The sequence below is a fragment of the Paenibacillus sp. FSL L8-0470 genome (genome assembly GCF_038008625.1).
Lineage (GTDB): Bacteria > Bacillota > Bacilli > Paenibacillales > Paenibacillaceae > Paenibacillus_AQ.
Map to the genome: position 1 here is coordinate 6,368,958 of NZ_JBBOZM010000001.1, position 21,577 is coordinate 6,390,534.

The 21,577-nt window shown below is 47.6% G+C and carries 19 protein-coding genes and 1 pseudogene; 8 read left to right on the forward strand and 12 right to left on the reverse strand.

From position 1 onward, the window contains the following. The first annotated feature begins 192 nt into the window (after window positions 1-192). Together NST99_RS28915 and NST99_RS28920 are read left to right on the forward strand one after the other, a co-directional pair. Window positions 193-2,424, forward strand: coding sequence for a helix-turn-helix domain-containing protein (locus NST99_RS28915; RefSeq protein WP_341096334.1), 2,232 nt, complete (start codon window positions 193-195; stop codon window positions 2,422-2,424). 195 nt (window positions 2,425-2,619) lie between these two features. Continuing rightward, window positions 2,620-3,222, forward strand: coding sequence for a class I SAM-dependent methyltransferase (locus NST99_RS28920; protein WP_341096335.1), 603 nt, complete (start codon window positions 2,620-2,622; stop codon window positions 3,220-3,222). Between the two features lie 214 nt (window positions 3,223-3,436). Here the strand turns inward: NST99_RS28920 and NST99_RS28925 are convergent, their stop codons facing one another. The 3 genes from NST99_RS28925 to NST99_RS28935 all read right to left on the reverse strand — a co-directional run bounded on the left by NST99_RS28925 (window position 3,437) and on the right by NST99_RS28935 (window position 6,995). After that, window positions 3,437-5,035 carry an extracellular solute-binding protein gene (locus NST99_RS28925; protein ID WP_341096337.1) on the reverse strand — a complete coding sequence of 533 codons (1,599 nt, stop codon included), beginning with the start codon at window positions 5,033-5,035 and terminating at the stop codon, window positions 3,437-3,439. 103 nt (window positions 5,036-5,138) lie between these two features. Further along, a complete protein-coding gene (locus tag NST99_RS28930) occupies window positions 5,139-6,032 on the reverse strand; it encodes a carbohydrate ABC transporter permease (protein WP_038596468.1) in 894 nt (297 codons plus the stop codon). Window positions 6,033-6,056: 24 nt separating this feature from the next. Then, a complete protein-coding gene (locus NST99_RS28935; RefSeq protein ID WP_341097783.1) occupies window positions 6,057-6,995 on the reverse strand; it encodes an ABC transporter permease in 939 nt (312 codons plus the stop codon). 391 nt (window positions 6,996-7,386) lie between these two features. On the opposite strand from NST99_RS28935, the pseudogene NST99_RS28940 reads away from it, so the two are divergent. Continuing rightward, window positions 7,387-7,755: pseudogene (locus NST99_RS28940) on the forward strand (helix-turn-helix transcriptional regulator); the annotation flags it as partial. 198 nt (window positions 7,756-7,953) lie between these two features. Here the strand turns inward: NST99_RS28940 and NST99_RS28945 are convergent. Beyond that, window positions 7,954-8,334 carry a MerR family transcriptional regulator gene (locus NST99_RS28945; RefSeq protein WP_341096339.1) on the reverse strand — a complete coding sequence of 127 codons (381 nt, stop codon included), beginning with the start codon at window positions 8,332-8,334 and terminating at the stop codon, window positions 7,954-7,956. A gap of 153 nt (window positions 8,335-8,487) precedes the next feature. Between NST99_RS28945 and NST99_RS28950 the strand changes: the two genes are divergently transcribed. Beyond that, window positions 8,488-9,408, forward strand: coding sequence for an aldo/keto reductase (locus tag NST99_RS28950; protein ID WP_341096341.1), 921 nt, complete (start codon window positions 8,488-8,490; stop codon window positions 9,406-9,408). A gap of 835 nt (window positions 9,409-10,243) precedes the next feature. Here the strand turns inward: NST99_RS28950 and NST99_RS28955 are convergent. After that, the gene (locus tag NST99_RS28955; protein ID WP_341096343.1) at window positions 10,244-10,483 is read right to left on the reverse strand and encodes a NifU family protein; all 240 of its coding nucleotides are present in this window, start codon (window positions 10,481-10,483) and stop codon (window positions 10,244-10,246) included. A 481-nt stretch (window positions 10,484-10,964) separates the two neighbouring features. On the opposite strand from NST99_RS28955, the gene NST99_RS28960 reads away from it, so the two are divergent. Both NST99_RS28960 and NST99_RS28965 read left to right on the forward strand, forming a co-directional pair. Next, on the forward strand, window positions 10,965-11,288 hold the full coding sequence (locus NST99_RS28960; RefSeq protein WP_341096346.1) for a helix-turn-helix domain-containing protein: 324 nt from the start codon (window positions 10,965-10,967) through the stop codon (window positions 11,286-11,288). 133 nt (window positions 11,289-11,421) lie between these two features. Beyond that, window positions 11,422-11,955, forward strand: coding sequence for an IS630 family transposase (locus tag NST99_RS28965; protein ID WP_341097784.1), 534 nt, complete (start codon window positions 11,422-11,424; stop codon window positions 11,953-11,955). A gap of 629 nt (window positions 11,956-12,584) precedes the next feature. Here NST99_RS28965 and NST99_RS28970 read toward each other — a convergent pair. Genes NST99_RS28970 through NST99_RS28990 form a run of 5 tightly spaced genes read right to left on the reverse strand, consistent with a single transcriptional unit; the run spans window position 12,585 to window position 16,737 of the window. Further along, window positions 12,585-13,793 carry an L-serine ammonia-lyase, iron-sulfur-dependent, subunit alpha gene (locus NST99_RS28970; protein ID WP_341096347.1) on the reverse strand — a complete coding sequence of 403 codons (1,209 nt, stop codon included), beginning with the start codon at window positions 13,791-13,793 and terminating at the stop codon, window positions 12,585-12,587. A 22-nt stretch (window positions 13,794-13,815) separates the two neighbouring features. Then, a complete protein-coding gene (locus tag NST99_RS28975; RefSeq protein ID WP_341096348.1) occupies window positions 13,816-14,331 on the reverse strand; it encodes an enoyl-CoA hydratase/isomerase family protein in 516 nt (171 codons plus the stop codon). Between the two features lie 15 nt (window positions 14,332-14,346). Continuing rightward, window positions 14,347-14,637 carry a hypothetical protein gene (locus NST99_RS28980; RefSeq protein WP_341096349.1) on the reverse strand — a complete coding sequence of 97 codons (291 nt, stop codon included), beginning with the start codon at window positions 14,635-14,637 and terminating at the stop codon, window positions 14,347-14,349. A 4-nt stretch (window positions 14,638-14,641) separates the two neighbouring features. Next, a complete protein-coding gene (locus tag NST99_RS28985) occupies window positions 14,642-15,481 on the reverse strand; it encodes an enoyl-CoA hydratase/isomerase family protein (RefSeq protein WP_341096350.1) in 840 nt (279 codons plus the stop codon). Between the two features lie 29 nt (window positions 15,482-15,510). Next, window positions 15,511-16,737 (reverse strand): M20 metallopeptidase family protein, encoded by a 1,227-nt coding sequence (locus NST99_RS28990; RefSeq protein ID WP_341096351.1) that lies wholly within the window; start codon window positions 16,735-16,737, stop codon window positions 15,511-15,513. A 224-nt stretch (window positions 16,738-16,961) separates the two neighbouring features. On the opposite strand from NST99_RS28990, the gene NST99_RS28995 reads away from it, so the two are divergent. Beyond that, window positions 16,962-18,275, forward strand: coding sequence for a transcriptional regulator (locus NST99_RS28995; protein ID WP_341096352.1), 1,314 nt, complete (start codon window positions 16,962-16,964; stop codon window positions 18,273-18,275). 66 nt (window positions 18,276-18,341) lie between these two features. Here NST99_RS28995 and NST99_RS29000 read toward each other — a convergent pair whose 3' ends face one another. Together NST99_RS29000 and NST99_RS29005 are read right to left on the reverse strand one after the other, a co-directional pair. After that, a complete protein-coding gene (locus tag NST99_RS29000) occupies window positions 18,342-18,611 on the reverse strand; it encodes a hypothetical protein (protein WP_341096353.1) in 270 nt (89 codons plus the stop codon). 745 nt (window positions 18,612-19,356) lie between these two features. Next, window positions 19,357-20,241: a LysR family transcriptional regulator gene (locus tag NST99_RS29005; protein WP_341096354.1), complete on the reverse strand. Its 885-nt coding sequence runs from the start codon at window positions 20,239-20,241 to the stop codon at window positions 19,357-19,359. A gap of 125 nt (window positions 20,242-20,366) precedes the next feature. Here NST99_RS29005 and NST99_RS29010 point away from each other — a divergent pair, with 125 nt between their 5' ends. Further along, window positions 20,367-21,320, forward strand: coding sequence for an NAD(P)-dependent oxidoreductase (locus tag NST99_RS29010; protein ID WP_341096355.1), 954 nt, complete (start codon window positions 20,367-20,369; stop codon window positions 21,318-21,320). The last annotated feature ends 257 nt before the right edge of the window (window positions 21,321-21,577 follow it).

Here is a 21,577-nt window from a genome sequence, read left to right on the forward strand (position 1 = left end):
CAATAGATCATGCGTATATAGTAGCTTTTGTACACAGATATTGGATTTGTTCACTCCCTGGCAATTCATCCTGTTCACTATTGTAATCTTGCTCTACTGTTCTGTTCATAGGGTGAAGTTTATAATTATACTGTGAACAATATAGAGAGGGCTTATATCGCCAGTACAGACAATGAAGTCAGGGGGATGTCAATGAGACTGAATAAGATTGGCAACAAAAGAGCACTGTACAGCAAAATATTAGTCAGTATGACGTTATGTGTGTCCTTAACCTTCCTCGTCTCCACGATCATTTATTACAACTACTATATTGGCGTCGAAAAGACGCAGGCCTTCCGCTCCGACCTTAGCGACCTCACCAAAACAAGCAGAGAGGTTGTAAACATGAACGATGCTGCACAATCGCTTTCCTTTCAAATCTACCGTAACAGCACCGTCTCCAAAATTGTACTTTACGACAAGCCGGATATTTACGACGTCACGGCCGCAATGTCCGAGCTTGGTAATTACTTAAGTTCGATGCCATACATTGAATCCATTTATGTCTATAATCCGAAAAGCGAAAAACTCTATATTGCCTCCTCCAGCGGACAAAACGGTGTTTTTACCGAACAGGAACTGGTGGATAAGAACATTCTGGACATCCTGAACCACTATGAGGAATACAAGCCGTTTATGCCGATTCCGCGGGTCTATTCCAATGGTGCCGAGGAGGACGATCAGGTCCGGGCCTATACCTTTCTATGCTTTGATGCCATCGGTTGGGACCGGGCGATTAATTCAGCAGTGATTGTGAACATCTCCGCGCCCTGGATCAACAAAGAGATTACCAGTTCTATAGATTCCAAAAGCTCAACCTTTATCCTGGCAGACCATGGCGCCTTCCTGTCCAGCAACAGCCTGGAGCAGCAGGAGCTTTCCCCGGAGGAAACCCGCTGGATCGACCAGAAGGTCAAGGGCGACTCCGCAGGTTATTTTATCGGCAAATTTGCAGGAGTGAATTCACTGATTTCTTATACCGCCCCGGATGCTTTAAGCTGGCAGTATGTGCGGATCACACCGTATGACATCATCACCGAGCAGACCGACAACATCCGGAACGCTACCCTGCTCATTGCCGTCATTATTCTGGTGGGAGGCATCGGGCTGTCCTGGATCATGTCCAAAAGGCTGTACCTGCCCATTCACCGGATCGTCAGCGAGATGAATATTCTCGAAAGCGAAAAACGTGACAGCATGTTTATGATTAGACAAAATACGGTGCGCGATCTGGTGCTGGGGTTAAAGCCGCTGCAATCCATGCAGCAGGTGGAGAAGCTGAGGCAGCTTGGCATTCACTTTACGTTCAATGACGATTACCGCCTCATCCTGCTGCGGATTGACAACTATAATGAATTCAGGGAAGCCAGATCCTCTTATTTGCTGGCCTACAAATTTGCCATTATGAACATCGCTTCGGAAATCTGCGGCCAGACTTACCGTGTCGAGACCGTAGATATGAATGATGACGGCATACTGGTGCTGCTGAATATCATTGATCCGGTAGAATACACCGATACAGGACTGATCGAGACGCTGCTGCGGCAGATTCAGCAGGCCTGCTCGGATTATCTGAAAGTGAGCCTCACCCTTACCTACAGCCATATTGACCGGAATGCCCTGCAGCTGCATCAGCTGTATAAGCAGGTCCGGGAAGCTTCAAATCATCGTCTGTTCTACGGGCATGGCTGCATCATCAGCGCCCAGGCCGTTAGCAGTCTGCAGGCCAATACCTACCACTATCCTACCGAGAAGGAAAAGAAACTTATCGACGCTCTGATGAGCGGCAAAGTGGAGGACGCCCAGGAGCATTTCAGCGCCATCCTCCGTGAAGCGGAATCTTATCCGTTCCATACCGTGCAATTAGCATTGTCCAGGCTCAGTGTGACGATCAAAGAAATCATCAGTACCGTCCAAAAACGTAACCGTTTACAATGTGACGGGACATCAGGGCTGCCCGCTCTGGATTCCGTAGAAACCGTTGCTGAACTGGAAGAAGCCTTCTTCGTGCTGTTCAGTGAAATGCGGGAGCAGCTCGCTGAGAAAAAAAGCTCCAAGCAGCATGATCTGATCCTCATGATTAATCAGAAAATAAACGAGAATTATATGGAGCCGAACCTTAGCCTGAACCAGATCGCGTACGAACTTGATATGTCCCCGATCTATATCAGCCGGCTATACAAGCAGCAGACCATGTCCAGCATCGTGGACACCATTCTGGAGGTGCGCATGCGTGAAGTATGCAGCCTGCTGGAGAGTACCGATCTTCCGGTAACTATCATCGCCGAGCGCTGCGGCTTTACCAGCAGCTCCTACCTGCACCGGATGTTCAAGCGCAGCTTCGGCACCACCCCCACCGATTACCGGCGTTCCAAAAACGCGTGAAAACAGGGGCTGCCTCAAAAGCCATGAAATGGCTGCTGGGATGCCCCTGTTTCTTTTTGCGCAAAAAGAAAGCGTTCTGCAAGCCTCTTTATTGAAGTAAGGGCAGATCAGTTACAAAAAAAGGTAACGTGAGCCTTTTGGCGAAATAGACTTTAACAGGGAAAGTTCCAAGTTCAATTGCAAGGTGGGAGATCGGTGGAGAAGCAGAAGCTAATACGTATTTTTGATAAGCAGGCAAACCAATATGATAACAAAAGAGAAGATCCGCAACAAAAACGTTGGCGCCAACAGCTTTTAAGTCATGCGAAGGGCGAGGTGCTTGAGCTTGCCGTGGGGGCAGGTGCGAATTTCCCGTTTTATCCTCCAGACATAAAGGTTACCGCAACTGACTTTAGTGAGGCGATGCTAGAGAAAGCCAAACGGGCGGCACAACATCACCATATTGAGGGTACTTTTATTTGTTCGGATATTGAAGAAATGAGCTTCTCCGATCATTCATTCGACACCATTGTTTCTACGTTATCCTTCTGCAGTTATGATAATCCATTACTGGTGTTGAATAAGATCAACCGGTGGTGCAGACCGAATGGGCAAATTCTTCTCATGGAGCATGGGATCAGCTCTAACCCTGCGGTGTCTGTTGTCCAAAAAACACTTAATCCGCTATTATATCGTGCTTATGGCTGTCACTATACAAGAAACATTTTAGGACTGATCGAAGAGTCGGGTCTCAAAATCAATAAGGTGGAAAGCTACTGGCTTAACATGGTTCATCTGATTTGGGCGAGCCCGAGATAGTCCCGGTAGTGGCCGCCTCTTCTACTCTCCTCAAGGTGAAAGCAGCGGAGGGGAAGTTTGGAACTGTAGGAGCGCCAGCGGCCGAAAGTCCAAACATTCCACGCAGCTGCCCAGCACCAAAATGCCCTTCCCTCTCCAAGTACATTCAGCCTTCCCCCTGAGCAAAGCGCAGCAAAAAGCCCCGCCAGCCATAGGCTTTCGGGGCATCTCTGCACTACTTAATCCCTTTCTCCGCCACATAAGCGTTCCACTGTTTCGTCCATTCGGCCTGAATCTTCTCCAGCCCGGCTTGCTTAGCCTTCTGCATAAAGGTTTCCAGCCCTTTATCAATATCATCCACAAGGCCTGCCTCAAGCGGGAAGAGGTATTGCTTCTCCACTTGCTCCAGCGCCGCTTTTTCCGCCTGGTACGAGGAATAGTCTTCCGCAAAGCCCAGGAACAGGTCAGGCTTCTGAATTTTGTCCAGTTCTTCGAAGATAGCCTTCACACCATCAAAACCTTTGTCGAACAGCATGAATTCCGGATTTCTCCACGCCCAGCCATTCATCCCCTCACGGGAGAAGCCATTAGATTGGCTCGTGCCGACCAGTTTGTAGTAGCCGTCTTCCACGGTGTAATTCTTGCCTTCAATACCGTATTCCGTCAACTGGTTATACCGTTTGTCCAGGACCAGCTTCTGATAGAAAGCGAGTGCTCTTTCCGGATTTTTGCTGTTCTTGGGAATGGCAAAACCATTGTGTATCGGATGTACCGGTGTAGCATAACCTGTGGTTTTCCCGAACGGATAATAGCCCAGCTCCCAATCGGGATGCGTCGTACTGATCTTCATCTTCATGTCATTATAGCGTGTCGGGTTATCCCCGAACATGCTGGCCGCTTTGCCGGAGGTGACCGGGTCCTGCATCGTGTCTTTGATGTTCAGCACGTTTTTAGGAATGAAGCCTTTTTCTGCCCAGCGTTTCATCGTTTTCAGCTCTTCTTTTTGCTCATCGGAACCCCAGTAGGTGTATACGGTAGCAGGAGATTCATACTTCACACCCATACCATAAGGCAGCGCTCCAACCATTTTGTTCAGCTCAGTATAAATGTAGTGCAGATTATTGCCGATATCGCTGTTGAGGGACATAGGCATCATATCCGGCTCGTTTTTGGCAATACCGTCCATATAGGCCTCATAGCTGGCCATATCGGTAGGCTGTGGAAGATTGTATTTCTTGCGCAGATCCTCCCGCCATACGAAACCGTTGGTCACATACTCTTTATAAGTTGCAGGAACCGTATAGATTTTACCATCCACCTTCACATCTTCCCACATGGACTCAGGTACAAATTTCTGCAGCTCCGGGGCCGCCTTTGGCAGCAATTCATCAATGGCCAGGAACGCGCCGCGTTTCGCATAGGATTGGTACTGCGTCCAGTCCGCTGTAAAAATCAGATCAATCGCCTGGCCGGAAGACAGCAGCAGCTTATATTTCTGGTCCCAATCCGTCCAGCTCGTATAGTTGAATTTAACGGTAGCATTCAGTTCTTCCTGAGCCATCTTGTTAATTTCCTCTTGAATCACCGGCAGATCCTTAGGGGCATCCCCAAGCATATAGAACTGCAGCTCCACCTTCTTCGAAGTGTCGATTCCGGTATCTGCCGGGGCTGCCGTGCTGCTGTCTGTTTTCACGGCTGTGCCTGCATTACCGTCTGTTTCGCTGCTTGCACTATTGTTGCTGCTGTTATTGCCGCCGCATCCCGCGAGCAGCGAAAGAGCCAGCGCAGCTGTCGTAAGCGTTACCAGTGATCTTCTGCCTGCTTTCTTTTTCATGATGAACCCTCCTAAAGTTTGTTTGTCAGCACATCTATCAGAATATGACGCTATGTTAGCCGGATAGCAGGCACACCGTAATGGCATGCTCCACCATACGGTTCTAACCTTTTACAGCCCCGATCGTCAAGCCTTTTACAAAATAACGCTGGATGAACGGATACAGAAACAGAATAGGTCCGGTAACGACAATCGCCATCGCCATCTTGGTCGACTCGGTGGGCAGGTCGGCTCCCAGGCTGACACCCGTACCAGCGCCCATATTAGCAATGAATGCCGCTGAGTTGATTACATTGTACAGATGGAACTGCAGCTGATATTTATGCGGATCATTGATGAACAGCGAAGACGAGAACCAGTCATTCCAATAAGCCAGGGCAAGAAACAGGCCTACCGTGGCAATGCCGGGCATCGACAGCTGGAGCACGATCCGCCAGTAGATTTTGAAATCACCGGCCCCATCAATTTTGGCGGATTCGAACAGTTCCTCAGGAACGGCCGAGCGGATAAAGTTCTTCATCAGAATAATCAGGAACGGGGTCATCAGCCCCGGAAAAATCAGCGCACCATACGAATCGGTCAGATGCAGATATTTGGTCATCATGATGTACCAAGGCACCAGCCCCCCGCCGAACAAGGTTGTGAAATAGATGTAGAAGGAAAACGTATTGCGGTATTTGAAGTCTTTACGTGCCAGCACATACCCGGCCATCGTCATAAAAAACAGCCCCAGCACCGTACCCGTCACCGTCGTAAACAGCGTAACACCATAAGCCCGCAGCACCTCATCCGGGAACGTGAACACCGTCTTGTAGCCTTCCAGCGAGAATTGCGCCGGTATAAAATGATACCCATCCTTAATGATAGAATCATTGGCAGTCAAGGAAGCCGAAATAATCAGCAGGAATGGAATAAGGCAGGCCAGTGAACCTAATATGATTACGGTGTAAGCCAGCCCCTGCAGCATCCTTGTATAATGGTCATCTTTGATATGCATGCTCTTTTCCTCCTATTGCACCTTTTAGAACAACGCGTAGTCATCATTGATTCTGCGGATAATGTAGTTCACCGTCATGATCAGGATAAAGCCGAACAGGGATTGGTACAGCCCCGCAGAAGTCGCCATTCCGATATCAAAGGTAACCTTGAGTGACCGGAATACATACGTATCCAGAATGTCCGTGGTATTGTAGAGCACGCCATTGTTACCGATCAGCTGATAAAAGAGGTCAAACTGCCCTTTCATAATGCTGCCCAGCGAGAACAGCAGCAGCACAACAAAGGTCGATTTCAGCATGGGCACCGTGATATACCAGATCCGCTGGAAAATATGCGCTCCGTCAATTTTGGCCGCTTCATAGTACTCATCGCTGATCCCCGTAATGGCCGCGAGATAGATTACCATGCTATAGCCAAGGTTTTTCCAGAGATAGAACAAGATGATGAGGAAGATCCAGACGACCGGTTTATTGTAGACATCCACTGGACCGGCTCCGAACTGGGCAAGCAGGGTATTCAAGAAACCGTTATCATAATTGAATACATTGTAGACGATAACGCTCAGGATCACGAAGGAGACAAAGTACGGCAGGAACATGATCGACTGGGTAAGCTTCTTGAACCATTTGACGCGCAGCTCGCTGAGCAGAATGGCACAGACAATCGCCAGCATGTTGCCCAGCAGGATAAACGCCAGATTGTAACCGATCGTATTGAGCGTAAGCTTCACCAATGTCCCGGATTTCCAGAGAAACTCAAAGTTTTTGAGGCCCACGAACGGTGCATCGAACAGTCCGGAATTGAAATCAAATTGAGTGAACGCATAATAAACTCCGACCATCGGAAAATACGAATTCACCAGAAAAAACAGCAGTGTCGGAAGCAGCATCAGAAAAAGAACACGGTTATGGATTAGCTCATGCAGAAATCCTTTTTTCTTCTTTTTCATGCCGGCCCCCATCTGTGATGACAGCTGACCCGTTCCCTTTAAGGGAAGTTCAATGGCTAGCGGCATTCGATTCTTGCGTTTGCGCTGTCTCAAAGCCTTCACTCTCCTATACCTATATATAAGTTGCAGCGGCGCCCGATTTCCCGCCTCCGCTTGGACACTCCTGCTGCGCTCAGCGGCTCCGTCCAATGTATGACCCAAGTATAGGAGCCCCCCCTTCCGGCGAACAGTGCAGCTTGAGGGTATTCCTGCATTATGTTGCTAACCGTGCAGTGTACATTTCGGACTTTTGTGCAGAATCGTGAGAATTTGGACCTTTCCGGCAGCTTCGTGAGCACACAAATAACCCCCGGCTCTTCTTCGGATTGAAGATAGAACCGGGGGGAGCCGTGTCTTAAGCAGCTTGCAGCAGCTCTCCGCCTCCATGCACCGGGAGCAGACCGTCTCGTTGACCACCGCTTGCGCCGAGCAAGCCGCCTCTTATCTGCGTGCCCATTACCGCGAGGAGATCACGACGGGCATGCTGGGAGACAGCCTGAATTTTCATCCGGTCTATATTGCCCGCTGTATGAACAGGGAGTACGGCTGCTCTCCAATGGAATACCTGCTCCGCTACCGCATTGAACAGAGCAAGCTGCTGCTGATGCAGACCAGCTTCCCCATCGCACGGATTGCTGAAGAAGTCGGCTTCAACCAGGCTCCCTATTTCAGCTCTAGCTTCATGAAGCTGGAAGGGATCTCTCCCCGGCAATACCGCCAGCGCTTCTCCTGATGAAATGCACTGCTGCGGATGGGCGGGTATCCGTGTGGATAGCCGCAGCAAGCAAACAAGCCACTATCCGTAGCTAACGGATAGTGGCTATGGATCTCTCTATAGGTTGAACTTTAGATGCCGATCCCCCACCCGAATGGGTATATCTCCTCATCCCTTAATACGCAGCCATCGCTGACGCTGACTACCTCTGTAAGATTACTTGCAATCCGCCTTAGCCTCCTCCTCAAGCGAGGAAAAATAAGCAATTTTATGATCTATCTTTTGCGCAAAGGTCTGGAAAAACTTAATCTTCTCATCAATATGCAGCTTATGAGCCTGCAGCAATTTCCGCTGCTCGGATAGTGTGCTGATTCCTTCCTTGGATAACAAGATAAACTGTTTGATATCTGCTATCGGCATCCCGGTATCCTTCAGGCAGCAAATTAACGAAATCAGCTCCAGATCCTCATCGTGAAAACAACGGTTTCCGTTCTCATCCCTGGCAACCACGGGCAGTACGCCCTCTCTTTCGTAATAACGTAACGTATATTGGCTCAGACCGCTTTTTTGTGATATGGTTTTGATGCTGTATCCCATGATAACAGCTCCCTTCCGCCTTTGGCTTTGGTTCCATCTCTAAAGTAACACCATTCGCGTTCTATTAAAAGCGCTTTAAAAATCTATTGACTTACAGTTAACTCTAAGGTCTACACTTTACTAGGAACCTTACATTTGAGGAGTGAGCAAACAATGGTAAAAAAAATTAAAGCAGGCAACAGCCAGCTTGAGGTCGCCCAGATTTCTTTAGGCTGCATGCGTCTTGCCGATCTGTCTCCGCAAGACGCTGACATGCATATTCACAGTGCGCTGGAGGCCGGAATAGACTTTTTTGATCATGCGGATATTTATGCAGCCGGTAAAGCTGAAGAAGTATTCGGCGGCGTACTTGCCGCCAGCCCGGGCATGCGTGATCAGCTGATGATCCAGACGAAATGCGGAATCCGCCAAGGCTTTTTCGACTTCTCCAAGGAGCATATTGTCCAGTCGGTGGAGAACAGCCTGAAGCGTCTGAAAACCGATTATGTAGACGTGCTCCTGCTGCACCGCCCCGACACGCTGATGGAGCCGGAGGAAGTGGCTGAAGCCTTTGATCTCCTGGAGCAAAAGGGCATGGTTAAGCACTTCGGTGTCAGCAACCTGAACCCGCTGCAAATCGAGCTGCTCAAAAAAAATGTCAAACAGCCGCTGCTCTTCAATCAGCTGCAGCTTAGCATTATGGTCTCAGGCATGATTGATGCCGGCTTCAACGTCAACATGACCAACACCGGTTCGGTTGTACATGATGGAGGCATTCTGGAGTACAGCCGCCTGCATGATATGACCATCCAGCCTTGGTCACCGTTCCAATACGGCTTCTTTGAGGGCGTATTCCTGGGCAACGAGAAGTTCCCTGAATTAAATGAAGTCATTGGCCGCCTGGCCGCTGAAAAAGAGGTTGCCGACACCGCCATCGCGATTGCCTGGCTGCTCAGACATCCGGCCAACATGCAGCCCATCGTGGGCACGACTAATACCCAGCGTCTGCTTGATATTGCCAAAGCGTCGGATATCACGCTGACCCGTCAGGAATGGTACGAGATTTATCGTGCAGCGGGCAACAAGCTTCCTTAACTTGTCCCATTTCTGGACCAGCCATAGCTTAAGAACATCTGTAAATCAAACAAAGAGTACTTCAGAAGCCGCTTAAGGTTACCGGAGTACTTTTTGGTATTAACAACTAACATCCTTTCTGAAATTATCATGCGGATCAAGAGTGTACATAATCTGATTGACCTTTTTCATACACTGGGATATTTTATTTCTAAAGGATAAGTAGAACGGAGCTTGCAGATGGGGTTACACTATAAGGGGTTTCTGATATCGCTTCTGATTTTGTTGCCAAACCTTCTATTATTACGCTTTGCACCACGATCCATTCCCAAATTAACCTCTACCTCTATTCTCTTTACGGTATTCGAACGGATTGGCCAAATCACTTGTTTTGTTCTGCCTATCCTCTATGGGCGAAAGATTGCAGAGCAACCTATAGACTATATAACACTTCTAATGGGGATCTGCCTCATAATTTACTACCTATGCTGGATTCGCTTTTTTGGGGGCGGCCGGGAGTTTTCATTATTGTTTAAACCCTTAGGTCCTATCCCAATACCCATGGCCCTCTTCCCAATGTTGTATTTTGTCCTTCTGGCATATTGGCTGCACTCTTATCTCTTTGTTGTCCCTGCCCTTATATTCTCCATCGGCCACTTTGTAAATAGCTGGAGTGTATATACGCAGATCAGGTGATAGTATTATGAGGGCAATCAAAATAATGAGTACTATTGCTCATCGGCTATAAAATTCTGCGGATGTCATCCTTATGATGAAGAACGGTATGATTATTGAAAAAGGAACCCATGAAGAGTTCCTTTCCGACGACACCTTCTATGTTTCTGTTAAAATGAATTTAGAATACTTGTACAACTTCTTTAATATCATCGATTTCCTCAAGAATTGCGCGCTCAATAGCAGCCTTTAACGTAATCGTAGCACTTGGGCAACCGTTGCAAGCTCCCAAAAATCTTAATTTGGCTATACCGTTCTCAACCTCGACTAATTCAGCATCTCCACCGTCACGCAGTAAGAAAGGACGTAGTTTGAGAAGCACTTCCGATACTTCATCGAATAAAATTCCATTCCCCTCCATTATTCCAGCTCCTCTCATTGTTTTACCAACAGTCAATTCAAGCCTTTTTTCACCCTAGATAGTCTGACTGATCCTTTGCTTTTTGCCTAAGACTGGCCTCTTGATCCGAAAGTTCCCTTATAAGCGTATAAATAGAGTCTAAAGGTATCATCACACCACAACTTGCGCTCAATCCTGACAGCATATTGAAGTAGAACTGAAGTTTCCGTATCTCTCGGGTAATTTGAGCTAGTTCTGAATTGTCCGAATTATTTTTCTTCATTACCAACACCTCGTACTTCTCTTCAGGAATTAATAGTGAAAGACTCGCCAGCCGATAAATCCAATAAAAAGGATTTGAGGAACTGGAAATGGAAAAAAGATGGGTCGTTGAATTGAGCCAAGAAGAGCGTGAGCAATTAGAACAACTGATTAAAAAAGGTAAAGTTGTCGGATATAAAATCAAGCACGCTCATATGTACTGAAAGCCGATGAAGACGAGTTGGGACCAGCGTGGCCAGATACCCGAATTGCAGAAGCCTATCATACAAGTGAAAGCACCGTCCGAAATTTGCGAAAACGGCTGGTCGAAAAAGGCTTCGAAACGGCATTGGAGCTTGAAAAACAAGCCAATCGCAAGATCAAGTTTGATGGTGAGACCGAGGCGAAACTGGTCGCCATTGCCTGTAGTGAGCCATCCGAAGGGTACAGCAGATGGTCGGTTCGACTGCTCCCCGATCGCATGGTTAAACTGGAAATTGTAGATGAAATTTCGCCCATGACGATACAACGTATGATGAAAAAAACAAACTTAAACCGTGGCTGAAGAAACAGTGGTGTATCCCGGAAGCTTCCGGCGAGTTCGTGGCACGCATGGAGGATGTACTGGATGTTTACCAACGTCCCTATGACCCCAAGCGGCCCTTGATTTGTTTGGATGAACGAACCGCCAGCTCACAATTGAAACGAGGCCTTCCTTTCCGGCCAAGCCAGGCGAGCCGAAGCGTATCGATTACGAATACAAACGCAACGGTGTTGTCAACCTGTTTATGATGTTCGCGCCGCAGGAAGCAAAGCGTCATGTACGTGTTAGTGATCATCGGGCGCGTGTTGATTTTGCAGCTTGCATCAAGGAACTTGTAGACACCCACTATCCGGAAGCCGAGCAGATCGTCTTGGTTATGGACAACCTCAACACGCATAGCATCGGCTCGTTATACGAAGCGTTTGAGCCAGCCGAGGCAAAACGATTAGCGGACAAACTGGAAATCCATCATACGCCGAAGCATGGAAGCTGGCTGAACATGGCTGAAATTGAGATAGGCGTGTTGAGCCGACAGGCGCTTTCCGATTATGTGGCCACCAAAGAAGAAATGATCTCACGCGTAGCGGCTTGGCAATCCGACCGGAACACTGCACGTTCGACCGTTAATTGGCAATTCACAACAAAAGATGCTCGGATCAGGCTCAACAGATTATACCCTGAAATTTAGGCGATACGCAGTACTAGATTTTTAAGGATCATGGGGGCACCATTGATTTTGGAACCTCAATTTGGCAAATCAATGTTATCGGTGGCTTTGAAGGAAGTACGCCTCGGGGGATTCACATTGGAAGCACTACTGCGGAAATAAATGAGGCTTACCCTGACGCTGTTCCTTCTTCAAGTGATGAGTAGTTTATACGCTCAAAAGATGCATAGCTTCAACACTCAACAGATAATCAGTACTGGATTCAATTCAGTATAAAGAATGGGAAAGTTATCGGCATCGTCATTACCAAAAATCTGACTATGCAATAAACTTATATATCTATACCTAACCTAAAAAAACGGGTGGTCATGAGACAATCCGTTTTTTTAGGTTTCACATCATCTATGGGTTAACTGAACGAGATATTCTGAAATTTATAAAGACCAGGGTCGGTTGTCTGAACATAGTTAAGGCCATGTTCACACACGCAGCCGATACGTTAGCCATCCGCGGTATACTTGGGATTTTCACCCGTTAGCACGATGCGGTGTCAATCGCACAAAAGAACATCCCTTCTGCCAACCACCAGTTAGGGATGTTCTTCAATCTCATTACATAAGTATGGAATTAATACCCCATCATCGCATCATTTAGCTGTCCATTTTATAGAGCTTAGCGAGCCCGCCCTCTGAAGTTTCGCGGTAACTACTGTTCATATCCAGGCCTGTCTCATACATGGTCTGTACAACCAAATCAAAGGATATCTTACGGGTACCAGACAAGAATTTGGCCAGACTCAGCGCATTGATCGCCCGCATCGCACCGACAGCATTCCGCTCGATGCAAGGAATCTGAACCAGTCCGTTAATCGGATCACAGGTTAATCCCAAGTGGTGCTCCATGGAAACCTCCGCCGCATACTCAATCTGATCGATCTCCATACCAGACAGTTCAGCCAGTGCAGCTGATGCCATCGAGCAAGCCGTGCCAACCTCCGCCTGGCAGCCGCACTGAGCGCCGCTGATGGAGGCGTTCTGCTTGACCAGATTGCCCATGAGCCCTCCGACGGCCAGAGCCCTGAGAATCTGTTCGTCCGGGACCTGCATCTTCCCCTGCATATAACGAAGCGAGGCAGGGACAACACCGCTGGCTCCGCAGGTCGGAGCCGTTACGACTGTGCCGGCGGCGGCATTCTGTTCGTTGACGGCGAAAGCGTATGCGCTGACGATCCGGTTCTCCCGTGTCTCCGGGCTCTCATCCACATGCCCCTGATGATAGAGATATTTCGCCTTGCGTTCGACATTAAGACCGCCTTCCAGAATACCTGTGACGGACAGCCCTTCGTCGATCGAATACTTCATCGCTTCCCAGATTCCTTGGAGGAATTCCCAGATCTGTTTGCCTTCACGCTGCTCGACGTAATCGCTTAGCCGGATATGATTCGCTTTACAAAAGGTACTGATCTCTGCAAAGCTGTTCTCCGGGTAAACATCAGGCCCATGCGTCTCCTCCCGCCCCTCAATCACGATATCCCCGCCGCCGATACTGACAGCACGCATGGATGCGGTTTGCCGCCCGCCTTTGTAAGCGAACAAGTCCATGGTATTGGGATGGGGCAGAACAAAATCTGCCTGCGGAACAAATTGAACCTCCGCCCTAACGGGTGACAGTGCTCTAATAATAGCTTTGTCCGTCATATGGCCTTTACCTGTTTTGGCAAGGGAACCATAAATCAACGCCTTAAATTGGTCTGCATCTTCATTTTCTGACTTGAAGATTCTGGCCGCTTTCTCCGGCCCCATGGTATGGGAGCTGGACGGTCCACTGCCAATCTTATAGAGTTCAGTCAACGATCTCATAGCACCCATACATCCTTTCCGGCTATTGCCCACTCCTCTGAAAACGTTCCTTGATCTTCATCAGCCGCTCATGAATTCCCTCTTCATCAATGGCCATGTCATACAATTGGTGAGTAAGCTGGAAGCCTTGATCATTGGCAAGGGCTTCTTTCCACGGATGCGATACAATCGAATGAGCAAGATGTCTTGTAGAGCGGGGTGCCTGCATGATCATCTCTGCCAGCTCCCATGCCCGTGGAAGAAGCTGTTCATAAGGCAGCACCTCACTGACCAGACCGAGCTCTAATGCCGTTTGAGCATTAATGTTCATGCCCGTGTATGCATAAAATGCCGCTTTCTTGATTCCCAGTATCTTTTGAAGTGCCAGGACGATTCCATCTCCAGGCGGAACACCGCCCAGATAATGGGCATCGAAGAATGCTGTGTCTTCCGCACAAATGGTAATATCGCAGAGCGTCCCCAACTGCCAGTGTGCGCCTGTGCCATTGATCGCCCCAATCGTGGGGATGTCCATGCAATAGATCATATTTTCAATCATTCTGAGTGACTCATGTTACATTTCCAGCTTCCGGCGATTCGGCCAATCCATGAATTTGGTTGTCCAGACTTCAGGATTGCCTGTCTGCCACAGCTCTCCTGTCCCTGTAAGGATCATGACCTCATTCTCAGGATCACGGCCAATATCGGACCATACATGACCATATGCCGCTTGGACCGGCCAGTCGAATTGTATAGGTCCCCCGTCAGTGTGCATACGCACTTCGAGGATACCGCCGCGGCGGGTCATGAGGAATAAGTCCTTGTACTTCTCCGAGTATTCTTCGAGCCGAGTAGGTCCCGTCATCTTTCTATTGAACATCGTTGCCCATCAGGCGTCCTTGCATTTTCTTCAGCCGCTCCAGCGCTCCTTCTTCATCAATGGCCATGTCGTACATTTGGTGGGCAAGCTGGAATCCCTGATCGGCGACCAGAGCTTGCTTCCATGGCCGGGAGATAATGGAGTGAGACAGATGTCTCGTTGAACGCGGTGCCTGCATGATCATCTCCGCGAGCTCCCAAGCGCGTGGAAGAAGCTTTTCGCGGGGCAGCACTTCACTGACAATACCCAGATCCAAGGCGGTCTGACCATTGATATTCTTGCCGGTGTAGGCGTAATAGGCTGCTTTTTTGAAACCGATCATGCTCTGCAGTGTGAGCAGCATTCCATCTCCCGGAGGCGTGCCTCCCAGATAATGCGGATCGAAAAAGTCAGCGTCTTCTGTACAAATGGTAATATCACAGAGCGTTGCGAGTTCACAGTGCGTTCCCGGCCCGTTGACCGCCCCGATGGTCGGGATGTCAATGCAGAAGATCAGATTTTCAAGCAGTCTCAGTGATTCATGATACTGTTCGAGCTTCTTTTGCTTCGGCCAATCCATGAATTTCGTATTCCAGACCTCAGGGTCGCCAATCAACCATTTATCCCCAGTTCCCGAAATAATCATGACTTCGTTCTCAGGGTCACGGCCAATATCTGACCAGGCATGAGACCAGGCGGTATGAGCTTCCCAATTGTGCTTGTACGAACCTCCGTCGGTGTGCAGACGCACTTCAATGATTCCGTCACGGCGGGTCATTAACAGGAATTCCTTGTATTTCTCCGAGTACTCTTCAAATTTAGTGGGTCCAATCATACGTCTCTCTGTCATCTTAATTCCTCCTAAGTTTGGTTTAGAACTTATCTATTACTTTCAAGCCAATCTCTGGCAAAAGCAGCGTAAGCCGCAGCCCCTCTATGAAGCACCTCATCCGAGAACATCGTCTTTGGATGGTGTACAGGGTAACTATAGCCTTCCTCGATATTGCCTGCGTTAAGGAACACTGTCGTACTTGGCACCGCCTGTGAGACAAATGCGAAGTCTTCTGATCCCATTAATTTACCACCGGGTACCAGTTGGGTTATACCGATGAAGGAACTCGCGCCAAAAGTGTTGGCAATCGTCGTTCTCATTTGCCGGTTCAGCCCGCTGTCCGTTTTCACCTCAGGACATCCCCTCGTATAGATCACTTCCACCTTGGCCTGAAAAGTTTCTCCTATTCCTGCGGAAATTTCACAGATACGAGTCTCCATTTTATCCCGCAATGCGGCGCTAAAGGTACGTACACTTCCTTTCATTCTGGCCATATCGGGAATCACGTTGTTTGTACTTCCGCCTTCCATCACGCCAATGGTAAGCACTGCATTATCAATTGGCGAAACTTCCCGGCTAAGGATACCCTGCAACGCCAGATGAAGATGAGCAGCCACATTTAAGGGGTCCACTGCGGCCTCGGGCATTGCGCCATGTGAGCCCCTTCCGCGGATGATAATTTCGAACCAATCCGAAGAAGCAGATATCGCTCCACCTTCCTCAGGCACTACAAATTGTCCGGTAGGAAGCGGCATTCCAGTCAATACGTGAAGCATCATGGCTGCATCCACCTTGGGATTATCGAGAATCCCGCTCTCCAGCATCATTTTTGCCCCGTGCAGCGTCTCTTCACCCGGCTGAAACATAAGCTTAACCGTCCCGCGAAGCTGCTGTTCGTTAGCCTTCAGAATCTCCGCAGCTCCCAGCAGCATGGAAGTATGCATGTCATGACCGCAAGCATGCATGTTTCCATTCAACGATGCGTAAGACAGCTCCGTTTCTTCTTGAATCGGCAGCCCGTCCATATCCGCACGGATCAGAACCACCTTCCCTTCATGCTGTCCGCCAATGGTAACCATTAAGCCTGATTTTCCTACGGGAGCGGGCTTAAGGCCCATCGACTCCAAGGCCTCTTTTACATATGAGGTTGTCCTGGGCAAACTTAGATCAAGTTCCGGAACCGCATGAAGATGATGCCGATACTTGACCAATTTGTCCTGCAGCTGATGCGCCATAATCAAAAAGTCTTCAGCTTCTTCAAACACAATGAACATCTCCCAAAGCACAAATTAAATGAACGTTAGAACAGAGTTAACATTCCCCCCTTTGTATTTTAAGACTTTTTAAGAACGGATTTATCGTACTGGCATTTTTATTCCCTGTCAAGAGATATTAAGACATTTTAAGAACATTATTTCAGAGGCTGGCGGAACATTGTAATATCACATTTATTGTGATATAACTCTTTTGATTGAACTGTTTATGAAAGGAATCTATCATGAAAATCAAGCTGGGTATTATCACGCCTGAGACCCATATGGACTATTTCCGCGCCATTGAAGAAGAAATGCGGCCACTATGTCAGTTCCGGTTTCTTACAATCAGCAATTTCCGGGAAACAACAGACATCTATCTCAAAAACCTGGATTCGGTGGATGGATTTGTGATCAGCGGCAGGATGCTTTACGAGTCCATCGATAAGGAAAGCCTGGATGACAAGGTGCCTGTTCACATTTTGCAGGATGATGAGAACCTGTTGTACAGGGAGCTTTTCCGGCTGCTGGTTACAGAACATGGGCTGGATATCTCTCGGATCTATGTGGATTATGCGTATATCATCGAGTCTTTCAGCGAATTCCAGCAATACCTGACTCATGAGGGCAAACCCATTGACAGCGGAGATTTGCTCAAACGGGTGGAGACCATGCTGGAGAACCATATCACGCTGTGGGAAGATGAGAAAATAGATCTATCCATCACGGCGTTCGGCCATTTTGTGCCGGAACTGCAAAAGCACGGAGTCAGATATATCTTAATCCGCCCCACCTTGGAGAACGTCAAAGAGACCATAAGCGAGATCATCAACGAAATTACCATCCTCAAGCTTAAGAACCAGAGGGCAGTTGTTGCATGCTTATCGGCCATAACTGAGCAGCCACCCTCTGAAGAGCAGCTTCATGAGCTAAAAGTCCTTGTCGGCAGGTTTCTGCATAGCATGAATCTGGCAGACACGGCCCAAATTTCAGAAGGCTTTGTCAGACTGTACACTACCTACGGAAATTTCATGAGGATCACCTCTAACGCGCATAACTGCACCCTGCTGGAATATCTGGAAGAGCGCATAAGCGACAAGGTGAAGATTGGGTGGGGCTCGGGGCATGAATATTTTCAAGCGAACGTCAACGCTACCAAAGCTCACAGACAGGCGGAGGCCTTTACGGGCAGTTGCAGCTTTTTTATAGACGAGAATCAGAAGGTTGTCGGCCCCATGCGGAGCATGAATGTCATCCAGTTCTCCGAACAGGGTGACCCGGAAATCATTGCGTTAGCCAAAAGGATCGGAATCAACAACATCAATTTGCAAAAAATCATGTCCTATGCAGAAATCATGAGAACCAATAAATTATCCTCTGAGGATGTTGCCGAGTGCCTGTCCATGACCGTCAGAGGTGCAAACCGTATCCTTAACAAAATTGAAGAAAGTAAGTACGTACAAACGGTATTTGAAAAACGGGACAACAGTAAAGGGCGGCCAAAAAAATACTACGAGCTGTTGTTTCTTGACAACGAAGGACAAAAATTAAGCAAATGATGACCATTGGCAAAAAGGCATGTTTTCAGTTTCAAAAACATGCCTTTTGTGTGCATATTTACTGGGTCAAATCACTCCCTTGCCGGACGACCAGCTCTGCACATGTGCAGAAACCGCCGCGTTGCTGGTGAAGCATATTTCATCGAGTTGACCCGCGAAGCCAAGGGAACGGAAGCTGCTCTCTTCCAGCTCAAGCATGGCTACATGCTCATGCTGGAACCGGGTGACCAGCTCCGGGAGGATGATGCTGCCCAGGCCTTTTTCCACCATGGCAATAATGGCGTAACCGTCCCCGGCCGAGAACTGATGCCCGCCTTTTTCAGCCCCGTCGCACATCCTAGTCCGAATCGGCCTTGGGAATGATGAAGTCCTCGTAAGTCGAATTTAATCAATGGACTCAATTCCAAGAATATTGCATCTTCCTATACCCGACATCCCATACTTTTTCGTTCCTCAATAGTTATCGTGAGTTCACCACCTACTTGAATAGGAATTTTAAACATTGCCGGGAACAGCTCGGGATAGAGGCGTTGAACTTCTCCAGAACTATTTAAAACTTCTTGTCCATCAACGAAAACCCTAACGCTTCCCGTTTATGAACTTACCGCCACCAGCAACTATACCGCATTGAAACCGGCTTCACAGGCCTTTCGCCAAAAGGAGGTGTGGATATCCCGTCGCCGAAGTATTCATACCCCGGAGTCTGCATACCTACGCTATATTAAACATATGTAACAGCGTAGTACTCTCAAACCAATTCTCACCCGTCATATTCTCAAGCACCTTCGTATAACCGACAAACCGCTCTAAAGCTGCATGATGATATCGTATAGATTCAGGCCATGATCCATCTGGATCAACACCAGTTGGGCCTTCACTATTGCATTCGCTTTGTTCAGTCAAGTATGCCTATTAGGAGAATCCTCCAAAGCCATCATCAGCATGCCTGTACCAGCACATGTCAGTCTGCCAATTACTGCAGCCCAACTTATCTAAAGCGCTTCGCAAGCTTCAGTCTAATGCTCTATTTTCTTCATACACCAGTTTGCAAGCCAATAATCAATTGCAAATATATCCCGGATCATGTTATTCCAAGTAAATCTTGTAGGTAGTTATCAAGAATACGAAGGGGCTCGTGTAAAGCCTGGTTTGGAAACTTATGCGTTACTTTATAACACATTCTTGGAGGCACAGAAACAGATAGTTTCTGGAGAACAAAATCTCCCATCTGCATCATATAATTGCCAATCGAAGCAGGCACGATCGTCCATTGTTTGGTGTTATTCAAAAAAGTAGTGATGAGTCCCGCTGTATCCAGATGAACACGGGATGGGCAAAGAGGATCCCACCACTGATCATGTCTGAATTGAAACTCACTGTTCCAATTGATAAAGACTTCGTGCTGTGCCTCCAATTCTTTCATTTCAACCGCACCTCCAGCCTGACGCCCCGGCACAGCCAGACGCAGTAGTACCATTTCTTCCTTAAAAAACGGTTTAACCGTGACACTAGGCGACACGATTTCCCGCACCACAAATGCCACATCCATCTCGCGTCGTTCAATACTGTCAAAAGCTTCCTGAGTATGCTGCGTTCGAATTTGCAGACGAATTGACGGAGTATGCTGATTTAGCATTTTATACACAGGTGGCAAAACAAAATGACTTATACTTTCGGCAGCGCTTATGGCCAAACTTAACTGCGAACCGCTAGCCTGTAAGATTTGTGTTTCCCTCCAAAGAGCCTCCCATCGTTCCGCAATGCTAAAAAAGTTTTCCCCTTTTGGGGTCAGACTGATTTTGGATGCCCCTTTTCTCCGTTCAACCAAAAGGCCGCCCATTTGCTCCTCCAATGTCTTTAACCGGTAGCTTACCGTCGCTTGTGACAAGTGCAGCCATTCGGCCGCCTTGCTTATATTCTGGGTCCGTACAATTGCTAAAAATGCTTCAATCCCAGGAAAATACATAGAATATCCCCTCGATATATAGAAATACTTAATATAGTTCTCAAAATATTTGAGTTTTACACTATTATTCTTCATATTTAAAATTATCATTAATCAAGACAAACAGCAACGAAGGGTGGTTTAACATGAAAATTCTTATAGTTGGTTATTTTAACGAAACCTCAAAATCAAACATCGCAAGATATTTTCCGCAAGATTGGAACGTAGTTATTGCCCCTCCCGGAAAAGATATGCTGCATCATATCGAAGATTGTCAGGTCATAATCCCTGAACATATTAAAGTAGATCACAGCCTGCTTTCTACTGCAAAAGATTTAAAGTTAGTACAGACAGGTGCAGGATTTGATAATGTGGATATCCCTGCCTGCACACAACGTAACATTTGGGTGGCCAATGCTGCAGGCGTGAATGCACACGCAGTAGCTGAGCACGTTATGGCGCTGATCTTGTCTTATTATAAAAACATACCGTTTCTGGATGCGTTCATGAAAAACAGGATGGATGAACATCATTTGGACTATACCGGATATGAATTAGAAGGGAAAACCATTGGGATTATCGGTTTGGGCGCTATTGGGAAAAAAGTAGCTGAGTTTTGCCGAGTGTTTGATATGAGGGTGCTGGCTTATAAGAGAAATTACGTTGCACAATCGGACGGTTTTGTGAAAATGACGGATTTTGATACTCTTGTAAGCACATCGGACATCGTCAGTGTACACTTGCCTTTGAATTCGCAAACCAAGCAGTTGATCAACAAAACGATGTTTCAAAAAATGAAGAAAACCGCTTTGTTTATCAATACGGCCCGCGGCGGGATTGTCAACGAACGAGACTTGATTAATGCTCTAAAAAACGGGGATATTGCCGGCTCATGCTTAGATGTGTTTGAAACTGAGCCGCTTCCTTTGGACAGTGAGCTCCGGAATCTGGGGAATGTGATCCTTACGCCCCATACAGCAGGAATGCCTGATGGCCGGAAATTTCATAAGAAAAGATATGACTTTTTTGTCAATAATATAAAACGTGTAGAAAATGGTGAAGAGCCTGAAAGTAAGCTCAATGAGTTGTTACAATTTTGATGCAATAAAAAAATGAGCTATCGGACGCAGACCCTTGCAACTGCGTGCTTTCCGATAATTCGGGCAGGGACGGATAATGCTGCCGTCAGGCTAATAGACACACATTCCCGCACCTGGTTTCCCATAGATAATAAAAAGGGTAAACCTATGTCGTAGCCCTCCGTTTATGTCATAATTCACCTATCATTCACTTCTAGACGATAAAAAGAGGATGAACATGAATAGCATTTTAACTCTGCTCCATTTAGCACAAAAGG

What these genes read in the sequence shown, in the direction of transcription:
- NST99_RS28935 (WP_341097783.1), bottom strand. Translation starts at nt 6,995, where the DNA reads ATGGGGGCCGGCATGAAAAAGAAGAAAAAAGGATTTCTGCATGAGCTA.
- NST99_RS28990 (WP_341096351.1), bottom strand. Translation starts at nt 16,737, where the DNA reads ATGTTCATTGTGTTTGAAGAAGCTGAAGACTTTTTGATTATGGCGCAT.
- NST99_RS28975 (WP_341096348.1), bottom strand. Translation starts at nt 14,331, where the DNA reads ATGATTGAAAATATGATCTATTGCATGGACATCCCCACGATTGGGGCG.
- NST99_RS28985 (WP_341096350.1), bottom strand. Translation starts at nt 15,481, where the DNA reads ATGACAGAGAGACGTATGATTGGACCCACTAAATTTGAAGAGTACTCG.
- NST99_RS28945 (WP_341096339.1), bottom strand. Translation starts at nt 8,334, where the DNA reads ATGGGATACAGCATCAAAACCATATCACAAAAAAGCGGTCTGAGCCAA.
- NST99_RS28950 (WP_341096341.1), top strand. Translation starts at nt 8,488, where the DNA reads ATGGTAAAAAAAATTAAAGCAGGCAACAGCCAGCTTGAGGTCGCCCAG.
- NST99_RS29000 (WP_341096353.1), bottom strand. Translation starts at nt 18,611, where the DNA reads ATGTGCGACGGGGCTGAAAAAGGCGGGCATCAGTTCTCGGCCGGGGAC.
- NST99_RS29005 (WP_341096354.1), bottom strand. Translation starts at nt 20,241, where the DNA reads ATGTATTTTCCTGGGATTGAAGCATTTTTAGCAATTGTACGGACCCAG.
- NST99_RS29010 (WP_341096355.1), top strand. Translation starts at nt 20,367, where the DNA reads ATGAAAATTCTTATAGTTGGTTATTTTAACGAAACCTCAAAATCAAAC.
- NST99_RS28955 (WP_341096343.1), bottom strand. Translation starts at nt 10,483, where the DNA reads ATGGAGGGGAATGGAATTTTATTCGATGAAGTATCGGAAGTGCTTCTC.
- NST99_RS28970 (WP_341096347.1), bottom strand. Translation starts at nt 13,793, where the DNA reads ATGAGATCGTTGACTGAACTCTATAAGATTGGCAGTGGACCGTCCAGC.
- NST99_RS28995 (WP_341096352.1), top strand. Translation starts at nt 16,962, where the DNA reads ATGAAAATCAAGCTGGGTATTATCACGCCTGAGACCCATATGGACTAT.
- NST99_RS28930 (WP_038596468.1), bottom strand. Translation starts at nt 6,032, where the DNA reads ATGCATATCAAAGATGACCATTATACAAGGATGCTGCAGGGGCTGGCT.
- NST99_RS28925 (WP_341096337.1), bottom strand. Translation starts at nt 5,035, where the DNA reads ATGAAAAAGAAAGCAGGCAGAAGATCACTGGTAACGCTTACGACAGCT.
- NST99_RS28915 (WP_341096334.1), top strand. Translation starts at nt 193, where the DNA reads ATGAGACTGAATAAGATTGGCAACAAAAGAGCACTGTACAGCAAAATA.
- NST99_RS28980 (WP_341096349.1), bottom strand. Translation starts at nt 14,637, where the DNA reads ATGACGGGACCTACTCGGCTCGAAGAATACTCGGAGAAGTACAAGGAC.